Consider the following 14,340-nt stretch of genomic DNA (forward strand, 5'->3'; position numbering starts at 1 on the left):
CGCGGGGCAGGCAGCACGTGCGCGGCCGGCGCGGAGGCCTGGCAGCGGCGTGCGGCGGCCATTCTTCAGGCCAGGGGGAGCAGATATCGCGCTATCGTGCGCCGAAGCCGTCCCGCCCGCAACTGTCATTTCGCGATGCGGGGGCGACTGTGGTTTCTGTGTAAAAGATTGCAAGACCCCATCGCATAAACCGGCAAGTCTTTCTAGGATAGATACACCGCGCATGCACACGCCGGCCGGTAATTGCCGACGCGGGGGAGTCGCAGTCCGTGCAGGCCGGGCGGTGAAGTGCGGTCAAGGCCGTTGCGCGTTCGGGCAGGCACGGCCGGTTGCGATTGCCCGATGCGGGTTCGTCCGTAATCACGGAGGTCAGCATGTTGAACTGGATCAGCCGTTGGGCGATGCGACACGCCCCCACGCCGGAAAAAACCGCTGCGTCGATGCTCGTGACGGCGCGCATGGAACTGTTCGCTGCCGAACAGCGCGTCATCGACGCGAAATTACAAGCGGATTACTGGCGCACACGTGTGTCATTCCTCGAAGAGGTGCAGAAGCAGGGCATCGATCCGTGGGTGACCTCGCAGGCAGCGCAACGCCCCGACCTCGATTCCACTCCCCGCAGCACGGGCCCGCGTCTCGCCGCCAGCACCTGATGCACCAGCTGCATCGCGGCGCGCGATCGCTCGCGGCACGCACCGGCGTGCCGCGTCATTCGATGCGCACCCGCGGCGCCTCATGCCGCGGGTGCGTCCGTTTCCGGTCGCGGCCGTTCCGCGTCTCGCGTGCCTGACGGCACGTCGCTCATCCGCTCCTGCCCGCTATCCCGAAGAGCAAACGTTGCACTTGTGCGAGCGTGCGCCTGAAGCGCTCGCCGCGACGCACGTATGCGGTCGTGAGCGTCGCTTCGGCCAGCCGGTCGTCGGCAACGGTGCCGAGCCAGATGCGTTCGCCGCGTGCGATGCGCAGCACGTCGCCGGGCTGCACCCAGCAATCGTCGACGCTCGGCGGGCGCGTGACCCACAGCGCCGCGCCATGCGTGCGCAGCTCCGCGTCCCGCGGCGCGCGCCAGGTCATCGTCGTGCGCGGCGCGACCGCGAAACGGATCACGACAGTCGGTAACGCGATCGTGCCGGCGTGGCGCCGATCGGGACGGTCAAACAGCGGGCTTGCCTGGTCCATCGTCTTCTCCAGTGATTGAGCCGGATGGATGACGCGCACCAGAACAAAAAGGCCTCATCCGTTTCCGGCGAGGCCTTGTGTGACATGCGGTACTGCCCGATTGCTAACGCACAAGCGCCTCCCGTGAACCATTCTTTCGAATGTTCATCGATCGATGAATCGAGGCGGAGACGAGCGTGTACGTAGGCATGCGAACGAGTTTGTCTTCGTGGAACGGCGTTGTCAACGACAATTTTCGAGATAGTGCAGGGGATGCGTCGGAGGCTGCGCGCAAGCGGCCGCGCTCCCGGATCGCATGCGTCGCGACACGTTCGTCATGAGCGACTTCGACATCGTTCGCGCAACAGGCTGCGCATTCGCGCGAGCGCATGCGCCAGCCATGCGCCGCGTCCCGTCGCGTACGCGGTCGTGATCGATGCTTCGGCCGGACGGGTGTCGTCGGTGCTTATCCAGATGCGATCGCCGCGCCGCACGCGCAGCACGTCGCCGGTTCGTATCCAGTAGTCGTCGACGCTGCCCAGCCGCGTGACCCACAGTGTCGCGTCGTGCACGCGAATCTCGGCATCGTTTTGCGCGCGCCACGCCAACGTCTTGCGCGGCGCGACCGTGAACTGGATCACGACCCGCGGCAACGCGATCGCATCGGTGCGGCACCGATCGGGGCAGACAACCAGCCGGCTTGCTTGGTCCATCGTCATCTCCTTCCGTTGAGCCGGGCGGGATGACGCGCACCAAAACAAAAAGGCCTCATCCGCTTCCGGCGAGGCCTTGTGACATGCGCAACTGAATCTCGATGCTAACGCACAAGCGCCTCCGGTGCTCGCCACGGATGGGCGTTCACTCGGTTTTCATGCGCGATGGCGGCGGGCTTGAGCATAAGCATGCGAACGAGTGTGTCGTGGCAGCGCATCGATGTCAACGGAAATTTCGAGATACGTGACGGTTACGCGTCGCGTTGCGCGAGGCCGTTCACGAGCAGCTCGGACAGCAGGCCCGTCATCCCTTCCGGGTGCGTGGCCGCGCGCGCCTTCAGCTGTTCGACGAGTTCGGCGTTGAGCTTGCATGCGAACGGCACGAGGCCCTGTTCCTGGTCGAGCTTGCGCTGCGCGCGGCGGTCGAGCTTGGCGACTTCTTCGGCACCCTTGCCGAAACGTGCTGAGCTCGACTGCTTCATCGCGTGCGTCAGCTTGAGCGCCTTGTTCTTTTCGAGATCGGTTTTCTTCATGGCCATCGCGGCACCTCCGGGAAATTGAAGCCGCGATTGTACGCATTTCGGCGGGCGCCGCCCGTGGAGCCGGCAAGAAACCCGCTCAGGCGCCCTTCGCCGTGCCCCAGTTGCCGCCGTGCGCGGCCGCCTGTGCGGCCGGCGAGCGGGCGAGGTACGCGAGCGCCTGTTCGGTCGAGCCTTCGTGATGCGGCGTATAGCCGGGCTTGAAATAGCGCAGCGCCGCGCCGATCACCTTCCAGAACGACGGCAGGTGGCCGCGCCGCGAGCCTTGCCACCACGCGAGCACGAAACCCGGGTAGCGGCCGGCGTCCGGGTCGCGCCGGTACATGAACTTCGCGCCCGTCGTGATGTAGTAGAGCAGCAGCAGGATCACGAACGCCATGTGCACGCAGCGCTCCGGGTAGGTGCCGCCCATGTGCCGGTAGATGTCGAACGCGACCGTGCGGTGCTCGACCTCCTCCGCGCCGTGCCAGCGCAGCAGGTCGACCATCGTCGGATCGGCTTTCCCCTCGTCGAGCCCGTGCGCGTTGAGCACCCAGTTGCCGAGATAACCGAAGAAATGCTCGAGCGACGCGATCACCGCGAGCTGCTGCCGCAGCCAGAAACGCGTGTGGCCGATCTTCAGCCCGAGCGGCTGTTCGCCGAGCACGCGCGTGAACAGCCGGTTGAGCTTTTGCGTGAACGGCTTCGTGTCGATCCCGTGCCGGTCGTAGTAATGCTTCAGCACGCCGCCGTGCGAACGCGAATGCACGGCCTCCTGCCGCAGGAAGCCTTCGGCCTCGTCGCGCAGGCGCGCGTCGGTGATCAGCGGCAAGGCCTTGTTGTACACGCGGCAGAACCACAGCTCGCCTTCCGGGAACAGCAGGTTCAGCGTGTTGATGATGTGCGTGCTGCCCGGGTCGTTCGGCACCCAGGTGACCGGCGTGTCGCTGAAGTCGAACTTCACGTGCCGGGCCTTGATCTTGTGATAGTCGGCGGTATCGGTCATCTTTGTCTCCCTGTGCGGCGGCGTGCGCCGTCAATGTGATGCCATGCTGACGCGGGCGATCATCCGGCCGAGCCACGGCATGAAGCGGCCGACGAAGCGCATCGCGTGCGCCTCGCCGCCGACGGCGACGACGGGGCGGTTGCGCAGCACGCCGTCGACCATCGCCTGCGCGACGGTTTCGGGTTTCAGGCCGCGCATCTGGTACAGCTTCGTCGCGCGCTTGCGCAGCCGCGCTTCGTCCTGGGCATTGGCGCCCGCGTATTGCGTCGACGCCATGATTCCGGTCTCCGCGAAGCCGGGGCACACGGCCGTCACGCCGATACCTTTTTCCGCGAGCTCCGCGCGCATGCATTCGCTGAGCATCAGCACGGCGGCCTTCGTCGTCGCATACGCGGGCAGGTCGCGCGACGGCCCGAACGCGGCGGCCGACGCGGTGTTGACGATGTGCCCGCCGGTGCCGCGCGCGGCCATCTGCTGCGCGAACAGCCGCGAGCCGTGGATCACGCCCCACAGGTTCACGTGCAGGATGCGCTCCCAGTGCCGCGTGCTCGTGTCGAGGATGCCGCCGGCCATGCCGATGCCGGCGTTGTTGATCACCACGTCGGCGCCGCCGAGTTCGTCGCCGACCCACGTCGCCAGCGCTTCCATTTCGTCGGCGGACCCGACGTCGACGCGTTTCGCGTGGGCCTGCGCGCCGGTCAGCCCGATCAGCAGCGCGGTGCGTTCGGCGCTTGCGGGATCGATGTCGCAAGCGACGATCGTCGCGCCTTCGCGCGCGAACGCGAGCGCCGCGCAGCGGCCGATGCCGCTGCCCGCGCCGGTGACGACCGCGACCTTGCCGCTGAAGCGGCCGCTCGTTGCGCGGCGGCGCGCGTTCGCGAGCGCGGGCGGCTCGTTGCCCGATTCGACCGCGTCGATCAGTTGCCCGGCCAGATCCGCGAAGCGCGCCGGATCGGCGAGCGGCAGCCAGTGGCCGGCCGCGACCTCACGGCGGTAGTACTGCGGCACCCAGCGCGACAGGTTCTCGGACAGCGCGGGGCTCACGTACTTGTCGACGAGCGGCACGATCGTCTGCACCGGGGCATGCGCATGGCGTTCGCGCGGCGCGAACAGGCAGCGGATGAAGTTCGCGCGATAGAGGCGCACGCCGCGCGCGCCGTCGTCGGCTTGCGTCGGACGCGGCGCGACGGGCGTTTTCTCGAGCCGGCGCAGCAGGCGCGGCCACGCGCGGCCGAGCCACAGCCGCCAGCCGAGCTCGGGGATGAACGGCAGGTGGAACAGGTACACGTACCACGAGCGCACGAGCTGGCCGCCGAGCCTGGCGAGCGACGCGGGCGTCGGGTGCAGCACGCGTTCGCGCAGCCAGAAGCCGACATGGTCGAGGCACGGCCCCGAGCACGACGTGTAAGACGCGATGCGGCCGGAAAGGCGCGGATCGGTGACGAATTCCCAGCCCTGGATCGAGCCCCAGTCGTGCGCGACCAGATGCACGGCGCGGCCGGGGCAGAGCGCGTCGATCACCGCGACGAAATCGTCGGTCAGCTTCGCGAGGTGGTAGTCGGCCGTGCGCTTCGGCGCGCCGGACAGGCCCGCGCCGCGCACGTCGTATGCGATCACGTAGTGCTTGCGCGCGAGCAGCGGCGCGACGTGCTGCCAGACGCTGCTGTCGTCGGGATAACCGTGCACGAGCACGACCGGCGAGCGGGCCGGGTCGCCCCAGGTCCTGACCGCGAGCGTCAGGTCGCCGGAGGCGACCGCCGTTTCGCCATGAACCGATTCGAACAGGGCCAGCGGCGCTTCGTTGGAAAGAGGCTGCATCGTGAGTCCGTCGTTCAGGGAGTCGGGGAGAAGGCGAGGATGCGTCAGGCGGCGGCCGGTACGGTCGCGACGGCCTGCGCACGCTCGGCCTGACGGCGCTGCCAGCGGCGCACGTGCGGCAGGTCTTCGTCGAGCCAGTACGCGTCGTCTTCGGTGATCACGAGCAGCTCCTCGAATTTCGCGCCGACACCGGCGAAGCCGAGATGCGGTTCGACGGCCCACAGGCCCGGCACGGGCGCATGCTCGGAGCGGCGGTCGATCGACCACAGCGGCGACCAGCCTTGCCGTTTCGCCGCGCGGCCCTGGTCGAGCAGCAGGTTGCGCGTCGCGTTCAGCCCGAAGCGCGCGACGAAGCGCGGCTTCGACAGCTTGTGGATCTTCGCGACGCGATGCGCGAGCACCTTGAACGGATAGGCCTTGTGGCGCGGCTCGACACCCTGGCGGCGGCACAGCGCGTCGACTTCCTGCGCGACCTCGGCCATCGGCCGGCGCGCCTTCACGAGCCGCACGATCAGGTCGCGATGGTCCATCAGGTCGTCCTGCAACTGCTCGAGGATCGGGTTCTGGCCGAGGCAGTGCGCGTAGCCGACGTCGGCCACGATGCCGTCGAGCACCGGCGCGACGTCTAGGATCACCGGCATGTCGGTTTCGAGCTGGCGGTTGCTCGGGAAGAACGCGAGATTGAAGCCGCCCATGTGCTTGAGGCCCGAGAAGCCTTCGAACGCGGTGCGGTCGCCGAACCACGCGAACGGCTTGTGCAGCCAGTCGTGTACGCCGTTGTCCTGCAGCCATTCGGTCAGGAGGCGTGCGGCTTCCTTTTCGGTGATGCCGGGGTAGAGCATCGCGCCGACGGTCTCGACACAGCGGTACGCAAGCTGCTGGACCGCGCGGAATTGCGGCAGCTCGTCGAGGTGGACTTCCGGCAGCGAGTGGTCGGCCATGATGCGTCTCCAAGGGGGGGCGCTGATCCGGAATCCGTCCGCCGGCGTCGCCGTCGCGGGTTATTCAGTCAGCATTTAATGTGTCATTGATCAATGTAACGATCATAGACGGTTCCACGTGCCGGGACGTGAGGATTTGTCCTAATGGCAGGGGGAAATGGAGGGGAGCCTCTAGGTTTCCGGACGATGTCGCGAGCGGGTGCGTCGCCGGCCCGGACGGCCGTGTTCGATCGCTTCGTGATGCCCGGCATGTCGCGCCGGATCAACTCGCCGTCGTGTGGCGGCGTGACGCTGTCAAATTGCCGAAATAATTTCGTCACATCATTCGTCCCCCGATTCGAGGCAGTCCCGGCTTCGCGGTGGCGATGACCCGCCAGTGCGCCGCACGGGGCAGTGACCGGAACCGATTCGACATTTCCACGGAGAGAGACCATGCAACGCCGCCAGTTCATGAACACCCTTGCCGCGGCGACCGCTGCGACGTCGCTGATGCTCAAGGCCGGCACCGCCGACGCAAAGAGCGCCACCGCGCCGGACGCGCTGGACCCGGGCCGCTGGTCGCCGTTCAACGCCGCGCGCCTGCAGGCGGTGCTCGACCAGCATGGCGTCGCGAGCGCGCGCTACGACGAAAAGCGCCGCCCGTACGCGGTGTTCGACTGGGACAACACGTGCATCATGAACGACTGCGAAGAGGCGTTGCTGATGTACCAGATCAACCATCTGCAATACAAGCTGACACCGGACGAATTCGTCGGCGTGATGTGGAAGGACGTGCCGAAGGGCACGTTCATGAAGGACTACACGACCGTCGACGGCAAGCCGGTGACGATGGAGGATCTCGCCGCCGACGTCGAATCCGACTACCGCTGGCTCTACGCGAACTACAAGGGTTTCGGCGGCAGCAAGAGCCTCGACGAGATTCACGAGACCGACCAGTTCAAGGATTTCCGCGCGAAGCTGTACTTCATGTACGACGCGATCTGCGACACGCACCCGCTCGAAGTCGGCTACAAGTGGATCATCTATTTCTACAAGAACATGACGACCGCCGAGCTGCAGGCGATGGCGGAAGCGTCGGACAACTACGGGATCGGCGACGCGCTGCGCAAGGTTCGCTACGAAAGCCCGAAGACGCTGCCGGGCAAGGCCGGCGTCGTCGCCGATACGCATTTCCACGGCATTCGCATCCATGAGGAAATCCGCGCGGTGATGCACACGCTGCGCGCGAACGGCATCGACGTGTACGTGAGCACCGCGTCGCTCGACGATGTGGTGCGCGTGTTCGCCGGCAATCCGAACTACGGCTACGGCGTGCCGCCTGAAAACGTGATCGGCCTGCGCCTCGACATGCAGGACGGCAAGTACACGAGCACCTATCCGGCCGGCTGGCATTTCAACTGGGGGCCCGGCAAGACGGTGGGTATCCGCAACGTGCTCGAATCGAAGAAGGGCTACGGCCCGCTGCTGGTGTTCGGCGACAGCGACGGCGACGCGTGGATGCTGCGCGACTTCAAGGACACCGCTGCCGGCGTGATCGTCAACCGGATGAAGAAGGGCGAGATCGGCGCGGACAGCAAGCTCGCGGCCGGGCAGATCGGCCAGCCGGATGCGCGTTTCCTGCTGCAGGGCCGCGACGAGCACACGGGCCTGATGATTCCCGACGAGAAGTCGATCAAGTACGGCAAGACCGAGCGCAAGCTGCTGGCCTGACGTGTGCTTGATGCCGGGCCGTGGCGGCCCGGCGTCCGGCATCCGGGGGGATCGACGGCGGCGCGTCGCGCGAGCCGGAACTCGCGTGTCTCAGCGCTCGCGCGGCGTACCCGGCCGATCCAGCAACGCCCCCAGCAGATCGATCGGCAGCGGAAACACGAAAATGAAGGAGAAGCGCCGGACGATCGATCGGGTGCGGGAGTGGTACCGAATCCGGGGAGGGAAGCGGATCGAGCTCGCAACGAAGGAGGCGGGCAATAAAAAAGGACGCTTGCGCGTCCTTTTGCCGTCTGAAGTGTTGCGCATCGTCGAGAGGCGTCCCCAGCGTTTTCATCGGCAATCCTAGCGAAGTATCGAACGAATGTCAAAATGCATCGTGTCGAAAACGGATGCATGACGGGCATCCTGCCGCGTGTTCGGTTGTATCCGCCCTGAACTCACCGCCACGCCGGCGTCGAATGCCAATCGGTCGTGAAGCCGAGATGGGCCACCGCGTCCACGTGCTCACACCCCGTCAACGTCGCTCGCAAGGCTTCGCGCCATTCGCTCCCATGACCGAGTGGGTCGAGCAGGGCCTTCATCATCGTTGCGCGGGCGTAGAACGTCTCCGGCCGGGTCATTTCCGGAGCATACCGGGCAAGCGTTCGCCCGGCCGGCTTGGCGGGAGGCGATACCGTCAGCTTCATTCCCCAAAGCCGGGCGTGGTGCGCACACGCATTGCGCAGGTCGGTGAGCGATTGCAGCCAGCTGGTGAGCACCGTATCAGGGATGTCCGGCCACGCATGGCGTCCGGCGACCTTGCGGTCGCGCATCGAGAGCGCACTGAAAATTCGGGACAATGCGCCCAGGCTCAGCCGCTCGCAGACCAGCCAGATCGGCGGCAGGTCGGGGCTGGCATAGGTCCGATAGTAGTGAGTCAGTGCCGAACCCTTCCGGGTTTCACACTCCCGGGCGATCTGATCCAGAACGCGCGCGTAGTGGCGCAGGTCGACGAAACGGTCCCTCTCGACGTACCAGTGGCTGCCGTAGTCGATTGCGAGGGGATTGCTGAGTGCGGCGCGCAGCGCAACCTCGATGCGCTCGACCGCGTCCATCGTGATCGAGCGCAGACGTCGATCGAATGCGTAGAGTTCAACGATGTCGGAGAATCGGGTTCGAGGCCAGAATCGCCTGGTCGTGGGGTTCTGGAACCGCCGCATGTAGACCAGCAACCGGAAATGGCCGATCGACCGGAGCATGCGCAAGTTCGCCGGGCGATCGTCGATGCGCAGGCCGCGTTGCCACAGCCGATGAAGCGTTTCCTCGGCACTGAGGGCCACCTTGCCATAGGCCCTGGTTGGCGTCGCCGGTGCCGTCTTCCTTGTCCGAGTCTTGCCCATCGTCGATCCGTACTGCCATGCATGAGGATCTCGTTGTATACGCCATCGGACCGTAAGCGGCCACCTTCCATACCATTCGGCAGATGGGGGCGCCGGTCGGTATCGATGCCTGCTGCCTCTCGTCCGGCGAATCCGGGGAGGATCCGAATGTCTGCCTCATTCCTCCCGCTTTCCTCCCAGCCGCTCCAGCAACGCCCCCAGCAGATCGATCGGCAGCGGAAACACGATCGTCGAGTTCTTGTCCGCCGCGATCGTCGTCAGCGTCTGCAGGTAGCGCAGCTGCATCGCCTGCGGCTGCAGCGCGAGCCGCTGCGCGGCCTGCAGCAGTTTCTCCGACGCCTGCAGTTCGCCTTCCGCATGAATCACCTTCGCGCGCCGCTCGCGTTCGGCCTCGGCCTGTCGCGCAATCGCGCGGATCATCGTCTCGTTCAGGTCGACATGCTTGATCTCGACGGTCGACACCTTGATCCCCCACGCATCGGTCTGCGCGTCGAGCGTCTTCTGGATGTCGGCGTTCAGCTGCTCGCGCTCGGCCAGCAGCGCATCGAGCTCGTGCTTGCCGAGCACCGAACGCAGCGTCGTCTGCGAGAGCTGGCTCGTCGCGTCGAAGAAGCGCGCGACCTGGATCACGGCCTTCTCCGGATCGACCACGCGGAAATACACGACCGCATTGACCTTCACCGACACGTTGTCGCGCGTGATCACGTCCTGCGCGGGCACGTCGAACACGACGGTGCGCAGGTCGATCCGCACGACCTGCTGAACGATCGGGATGATCAGCACGAGCCCCGGCCCCTTCACCTTCCAGAAGCGGCCGAGCATGAACACCACGCCGCGCTCGTACTCGCGGAAGATGCGGATCGACGACGCGACGAGCACCACGACGAAGACGATCAGGACGCTGCTGAAGCCGAATGTGTAGCCGATCATGTTGGTTCACCTTGGTGTTGTTGTTCCTGCGCCGGCACGTCGTACAGCGGCGCGACGGTGAGCAGCAGCCCCTGGCGGCCGGTGACGCGCACGCGGCAGCCCGCGGCAAGCGGCGCGCTGCTGGCCACGCGCCAGCGCTCGCCATGCACGCGCGCCCAGCCCGCGGCCGATGTAGCCGTGCCGGCCGCGTCGTGCGGCTGGTCGGCGCGCAGGCCGTCGTCGAGCACTTCGCCGATGCTGCCGACCATCGCCTCGGCACCCGTCACGACCGGGCGCCGCCGCGCGCGCAGCGCGACGCTCGACACGCCCGCGACGAGCAGCCCGCCGCCGAGCGCCAGGCTCGCGATCACGGGCCATGGAATCCCGTAGCCGGGCACGTCGGTGTCGATCAGCATCAGCGCGCCGATCGTGAACGACACGATCCCGCCGAAACCGAGCACGCCGAAGGTCGGCAGGAACGCCTCGGCGACCAGGCAGCCGAGGCCGAGCAGCACGAGGCCGAGGCCCGCATAGCTGATCGGCAGCAACTGCATCGCGAACAGCCCGACCAGCAGGCAGATCGTGCCGGCGACGCCCGGCAGCACGAAGCCGGGGTTCGCGAACTCGAAGAAGAGGCCGTAGATGCCGATCGTCAGCAGGATCAGCGCGACGTTCGGATCGGCGATGATCGCGAGGAAGCGGCTGCGCCAGTCGGGTTCGACGATGACGAGCGGCGCATGCGTGGTCGCGAGCTTCATCGTGCCGGCGGTGGTCGTTGCGGTATGGCCGTCGAGCTGCCGCGCGAGGTCGACCGGATCTTGCGCGATCAGGTCGACGACGTGCTGCGCGCGCGCCTCGCTGGCCGACAGGCTGACGGCTTCGCGCACCGCACGCTCGCCCCATTCGGCATTGCGCCCGCGCAGCTGCGCGAGGCCGCGGATGTAGGCGGACGCGTCCTGCATCGCCTTGCGGATCTCGGTCGATTGCGTGTCGGTCGGCAATGCGGCCTGCGTGGCGGCCTCGGATGCGCCGGATGCCCCTGACGCACCCGGGGTTCCGGCCGGCGGGCGTGGTGCAGCGGGGTTCGCACCCGGCGGCGCGGCTCCCCCGATGCCGAACTGCACCGGCGACGCCGCGCCGAGATTGGTGCCGGGTGCCATCGCCGCGAAGTGGCTGGCATAGACGATGTAGGTGCCCGCGCTGGCGGCCCGCGCGCCGCCCGGCGCGACGAACGCGGCGACCGGCACGGGCGAGCCGAGGATGGCCTTGATGATCTGCCGCATCGACGTGTCGAGGCCGCCGGGCGTGTCGAGCTGCAGGATCGCGAGCGGCGCGTGCTGGCGTGCCGCACGGTCGAGCGAGCGCACGATGAAATCGGCGCTGGCGGGCCCGATCGCGCCGTTGATCGGGATCACGATGACCGGGCGGGCGGCGGCGGATGCGGCGGGTGTGTCGGCGGACGGCGGCGCGGCGACCGCGGCACACACGACCAGCAGCGCCGCGAACAGCGCGGCGCGCGCGACCCGCGCGGACAGCGGGTGACGAGGGTGGCCGCCGGGCGTGGCAGGCACCGGCGACGGCCCGTGACGGTGAAAGTGCATCGGGGCGTCCGGGCGGCGCGTGGCCGTGCGCCATCCGGCTTGCGGAGAGGGCGTGGGCCCGATGCTTAAAGATTAGGCGGTTTCGGCGGAAAGCGCGAAGCGAGCGCCGTGCCGCCCGGCCTCAGCTCGCGCCGCCGCCGCGCGCAAGCACTTCGTCGCGATAGTCGGCCGGGCTGCGTCCGCTCCATTTGCGGAACGCGCGGTAGAACGCGCTCGGTTCCGCGAAACCGGTTGCAGCCGCGACGTCGGCGATCGTGCGCGCGGGGTCGGCCAGCGCCTCGAACGCGAGGTCGCGCCGCAGCGTGTCCTTGATCGACTGGTACGCGTGGCCTTCCTGGTGCAGCTTGCGGCGCAGCGTGGCCTCGGCCACGTGCAGCCGCGCGGCCATCCCGCCCGCGCCCGGCCACGCGGCGGGCGGCATCCCGCGCAGCACCGCGCGCACGCGCTGCGCGAGCGCGTTCGGGTTGCGGTACTTGACGATGAAGCTCGCCGGCGCGTTGCGCAGGAACGTCTTCAGCGTCTTCGCGTTCTGCACGACCGGCAGCGTCGCGAATTCGGGATCGAAATCGACATACGAATCGGGTTCGTTGAAACGCATGTCGTCGCAGAACATCGCCGGGTATTCATGGTCGGCGGGCGGCGTGTCGCAGCGGAAGCTCGCATGCAGCAGCGGGATGCGCCGCCCGATCAGCCAGCAGGTCAGCCCGTAGACGATGATGAAATAGGTCGCATACGTGAACATCGCCGGCGTCGCGCCGTTGTTGCGGTGCACGAAGCGCAACCGCACGCGCTGCGGGTTCGCGTCGAGCTCGGCGTGCAGGTCGTCGAGCACGCAGTGCATGAAATTCACCGCGCGCGCCATCGCGTGCAGGCCGTCGCGCGCGGTCAGCGCCGCCTGGCTCATCGCGATGAAACTGCCGCTGCGCATCGGGTGGCGATCCTGCCCGAAAAACTCGTCGTCGAGCGTGCGCGCGATCGCGTTCCACAGTGCGCCGTATTGTTGCGCGGACACGCGTGCGCGCGGCTGTCCGAGCAGCGCCGGGGCGATGCCGGCCTGCGCGAGCAGCGGTTCGGCCGCGACGCCGCGCCGGGTCGCGAGCGCGACGCTGTAAGCGACGAGGCTGATCGCGACGGTTCCCTTGTCTTCCTGCTTCATCCGTGCCGCCGGTGTGGCAAAAACGCTCAGTGTAAATGAGCGGCGCGAGCATCGAACAGTCGCGCGTGCTTGCCTACACTTGTTGCATCGAAACGCAAGGACGGTCGCGCCCGGCGGCCGCGGGAGACAGCAGCACCATGGACGAGCTTTACACCGAAGACCAGCGGATGATCCGCGACGCCGCACGCGCCTTTGCCACCGAGATGCTGGCGCCGAACGCGGCGCAGTGGGACCACGATGCGCACCTGCCCGACGCCATCGTCGCGCAGCTCGGCGAACTCGGCCTGCTCGGGATGATCGTGCCGCAGGAGCTGGGTGGCTCGTATACGGACTACGTGGCCTACGCGCTGGCGATGGAAGAAGTCGCCGCCGGCGACGCCGCGTGCGCGACGATGATGAGCGTGCACAACTCGGTCGGCTGCGGGCCGATCCTCGGTTTCGGCACGCCCGCGCAGAAGGATCGCTGGCTGGCCGACATGGCGGCGGGCCGCGTGATCGGCGCATTCTGCCTGACCGAGCCGCAGGCCGGCTCCGAGGCGAACAACCTGCGCACGCGCGCGGAACTGCGCGACGGCAAATGGGTGCTGAACGGCGCGAAGCAGTTCGTGACCAACGGCCAGCGCGCGGGTGTCGCGATCGTTTTTGCCATGACCGACCCGGAAGCCGGCAAACGCGGCATTTCCGCATTCCTGGTGCCGACCGACACGCCGGGCTTCATCGTCGGCAAGCCCGAGAAGAAGATGGGCATCCGTGCATCGGATACGTGCCCGATCACGTTCGAGAACTGCGCGATTCCGGAAGAGAACCTGCTCGGCAATCGCGGCGAAGGGCTGAAGATCGCGCTGTCGAATCTCGAGGGCGGGCGCATCGGCATCGCCGCGCAGGCGCTCGGCATCGCGCGTGCCGCGTTCGACAAGGCGCGTCGTTACGCAGGCGAGCGCGTGCAGTTCGGCAAGCCGATCGCCGAGCACCAGGCGATCCAGCAGAAGCTCGCCGACATGGCCGTGCAGATCAACGCCGCGCGCCTGCTCGTGCATCACGCGGCGAAGCTGCGCACGGCCGGCTTGCCGTGCCTGTCGGAAGCGTCGCAGGCGAAGCTGTTCGCGTCGGAGATGGCCGAGCGCGTGTGTTCGGACGCGATCCAGATCCACGGCGGCTACGGCTACCTGGTCGATTACGAAGTCGAGCGTCACTATCGCGACGCGCGCATCACGCAGATTTACGAAGGCACCAGCGAAGTGCAGCGGATGGTGATCGCGCGGCAGCTTTGAGCCGCGGCGCTCCGATCCGGCATCACGCAATCGAACGAGCAGGCGCACGACGCAGGCACGAGGGCAGCGCGGCGAACGCGGCACGCAAAGACGTGATCGTGCGCCGTGCAACACGGAACGGCAGCCTGTGCTGCAGCACAGGCGCCGCTTGACCGCTGGG

14 protein-coding genes are annotated in these 14,340 nt (G+C 67.4%); 3 read left to right on the forward strand and 11 right to left on the reverse strand.

All coding sequences use genetic code 11. From position 1 onward, the window contains the following. Window positions 1-374 precede the first annotated feature (374 nt). On the forward strand, window positions 375-653 hold the full coding sequence (locus VK92_RS03935) for a hypothetical protein (protein WP_006480752.1): 279 nt from the start codon (window positions 375-377) through the stop codon (window positions 651-653). Window positions 654-801: 148 nt separating this feature from the next. Here the strand turns inward: VK92_RS03935 and VK92_RS03940 are convergent, their stop codons facing one another. From VK92_RS03940 to VK92_RS03965, 6 genes are all read right to left on the reverse strand, one after another. Further along, window positions 802-1,179 carry a DUF2917 domain-containing protein gene (locus VK92_RS03940; protein ID WP_048024756.1) on the reverse strand — a complete coding sequence of 126 codons (378 nt, stop codon included), beginning with the start codon at window positions 1,177-1,179 and terminating at the stop codon, window positions 802-804. A gap of 314 nt (window positions 1,180-1,493) precedes the next feature. After that, entirely contained in the window at window positions 1,494-1,871 is a 378-nt protein-coding gene (locus tag VK92_RS03945) for a DUF2917 domain-containing protein (protein ID WP_048024804.1), read from the reverse strand. Window positions 1,872-2,122: 251 nt separating this feature from the next. After that, window positions 2,123-2,410 carry a hypothetical protein gene (locus tag VK92_RS03950; RefSeq protein ID WP_021163286.1) on the reverse strand — a complete coding sequence of 96 codons (288 nt, stop codon included), beginning with the start codon at window positions 2,408-2,410 and terminating at the stop codon, window positions 2,123-2,125. 79 nt (window positions 2,411-2,489) lie between these two features. Beyond that, on the reverse strand, window positions 2,490-3,395 hold the full coding sequence (locus VK92_RS03955; RefSeq protein WP_021163287.1) for a metal-dependent hydrolase: 906 nt from the start codon (window positions 3,393-3,395) through the stop codon (window positions 2,490-2,492). 30 nt (window positions 3,396-3,425) lie between these two features. After that, window positions 3,426-5,213 carry an SDR family oxidoreductase gene (locus tag VK92_RS03960; RefSeq protein ID WP_048024755.1) on the reverse strand — a complete coding sequence of 596 codons (1,788 nt, stop codon included), beginning with the start codon at window positions 5,211-5,213 and terminating at the stop codon, window positions 3,426-3,428. 44 nt (window positions 5,214-5,257) lie between these two features. Beyond that, the gene (locus VK92_RS03965) at window positions 5,258-6,154 is read right to left on the reverse strand and encodes a M24 family metallopeptidase (RefSeq protein WP_048024754.1); all 897 of its coding nucleotides are present in this window, start codon (window positions 6,152-6,154) and stop codon (window positions 5,258-5,260) included. A gap of 432 nt (window positions 6,155-6,586) precedes the next feature. Here VK92_RS03965 and VK92_RS03970 point away from each other — a divergent pair, with 432 nt between their 5' ends. Continuing rightward, on the forward strand, window positions 6,587-7,864 hold the full coding sequence (locus VK92_RS03970) for a haloacid dehalogenase-like hydrolase (RefSeq protein ID WP_048024753.1): 1,278 nt from the start codon (window positions 6,587-6,589) through the stop codon (window positions 7,862-7,864). Window positions 7,865-7,954: 90 nt separating this feature from the next. On the opposite strand, the gene VK92_RS41510 is transcribed toward VK92_RS03970, so the two are convergent. The 5 genes from VK92_RS41510 to VK92_RS03995 form a co-directional block, all read right to left on the reverse strand. Beyond that, the gene (locus tag VK92_RS41510) at window positions 7,955-8,170 is read right to left on the reverse strand and encodes a hypothetical protein (protein WP_131723265.1); all 216 of its coding nucleotides are present in this window, start codon (window positions 8,168-8,170) and stop codon (window positions 7,955-7,957) included. 131 nt (window positions 8,171-8,301) lie between these two features. Continuing rightward, window positions 8,302-9,243 carry an Abi family protein gene (locus VK92_RS03980; protein ID WP_048024752.1) on the reverse strand — a complete coding sequence of 314 codons (942 nt, stop codon included), beginning with the start codon at window positions 9,241-9,243 and terminating at the stop codon, window positions 8,302-8,304. Between the two features lie 156 nt (window positions 9,244-9,399). Beyond that, window positions 9,400-10,173, reverse strand: coding sequence for a slipin family protein (locus VK92_RS03985; protein WP_048024751.1), 774 nt, complete (start codon window positions 10,171-10,173; stop codon window positions 9,400-9,402). After that, on the reverse strand, window positions 10,170-11,753 hold the full coding sequence (locus VK92_RS03990) for an NfeD family protein (RefSeq protein ID WP_048024750.1): 1,584 nt from the start codon (window positions 11,751-11,753) through the stop codon (window positions 10,170-10,172). The genes VK92_RS03985 and VK92_RS03990 overlap by 4 nt, the downstream gene beginning before the upstream one ends. A gap of 121 nt (window positions 11,754-11,874) precedes the next feature. Continuing rightward, a complete protein-coding gene (locus VK92_RS03995; protein WP_021161959.1) occupies window positions 11,875-12,909 on the reverse strand; it encodes an AraC family transcriptional regulator in 1,035 nt (344 codons plus the stop codon). A 137-nt stretch (window positions 12,910-13,046) separates the two neighbouring features. Between VK92_RS03995 and VK92_RS04000 the strand changes: the two genes are divergently transcribed. Beyond that, window positions 13,047-14,180, forward strand: coding sequence for an acyl-CoA dehydrogenase family protein (locus VK92_RS04000; RefSeq protein ID WP_027789617.1), 1,134 nt, complete (start codon window positions 13,047-13,049; stop codon window positions 14,178-14,180). Window positions 14,181-14,340 lie beyond the last annotated feature (160 nt).

The organism is Burkholderia sp. LK4 (genome assembly GCF_001043615.1).
Classification (GTDB): domain Bacteria; phylum Pseudomonadota; class Gammaproteobacteria; order Burkholderiales; family Burkholderiaceae; genus Burkholderia; species Burkholderia cepacia.

What these genes read in the sequence shown, in the direction of transcription:
- VK92_RS03935 (WP_006480752.1), top strand. Translation starts at nt 375, where the DNA reads ATGTTGAACTGGATCAGCCGTTGGGCGATGCGACACGCCCCCACGCCG.
- VK92_RS03940 (WP_048024756.1), bottom strand. Translation starts at nt 1,179, where the DNA reads ATGGACCAGGCAAGCCCGCTGTTTGACCGTCCCGATCGGCGCCACGCC.
- VK92_RS03945 (WP_048024804.1), bottom strand. Translation starts at nt 1,871, where the DNA reads ATGGACCAAGCAAGCCGGCTGGTTGTCTGCCCCGATCGGTGCCGCACC.
- VK92_RS03950 (WP_021163286.1), bottom strand. Translation starts at nt 2,410, where the DNA reads ATGGCCATGAAGAAAACCGATCTCGAAAAGAACAAGGCGCTCAAGCTG.
- VK92_RS03955 (WP_021163287.1), bottom strand. Translation starts at nt 3,395, where the DNA reads ATGACCGATACCGCCGACTATCACAAGATCAAGGCCCGGCACGTGAAG.
- VK92_RS03960 (WP_048024755.1), bottom strand. Translation starts at nt 5,213, where the DNA reads ATGCAGCCTCTTTCCAACGAAGCGCCGCTGGCCCTGTTCGAATCGGTT.
- VK92_RS03965 (WP_048024754.1), bottom strand. Translation starts at nt 6,154, where the DNA reads ATGGCCGACCACTCGCTGCCGGAAGTCCACCTCGACGAGCTGCCGCAA.
- VK92_RS03970 (WP_048024753.1), top strand. Translation starts at nt 6,587, where the DNA reads ATGCAACGCCGCCAGTTCATGAACACCCTTGCCGCGGCGACCGCTGCG.
- VK92_RS41510 (WP_131723265.1), bottom strand. Translation starts at nt 8,170, where the DNA reads ATGCGCAACACTTCAGACGGCAAAAGGACGCGCAAGCGTCCTTTTTTA.
- VK92_RS03980 (WP_048024752.1), bottom strand. Translation starts at nt 9,243, where the DNA reads ATGGGCAAGACTCGGACAAGGAAGACGGCACCGGCGACGCCAACCAGG.
- VK92_RS03985 (WP_048024751.1), bottom strand. Translation starts at nt 10,173, where the DNA reads ATGATCGGCTACACATTCGGCTTCAGCAGCGTCCTGATCGTCTTCGTC.
- VK92_RS03990 (WP_048024750.1), bottom strand. Translation starts at nt 11,753, where the DNA reads ATGCACTTTCACCGTCACGGGCCGTCGCCGGTGCCTGCCACGCCCGGC.
- VK92_RS03995 (WP_021161959.1), bottom strand. Translation starts at nt 12,909, where the DNA reads ATGAAGCAGGAAGACAAGGGAACCGTCGCGATCAGCCTCGTCGCTTAC.
- VK92_RS04000 (WP_027789617.1), top strand. Translation starts at nt 13,047, where the DNA reads ATGGACGAGCTTTACACCGAAGACCAGCGGATGATCCGCGACGCCGCA.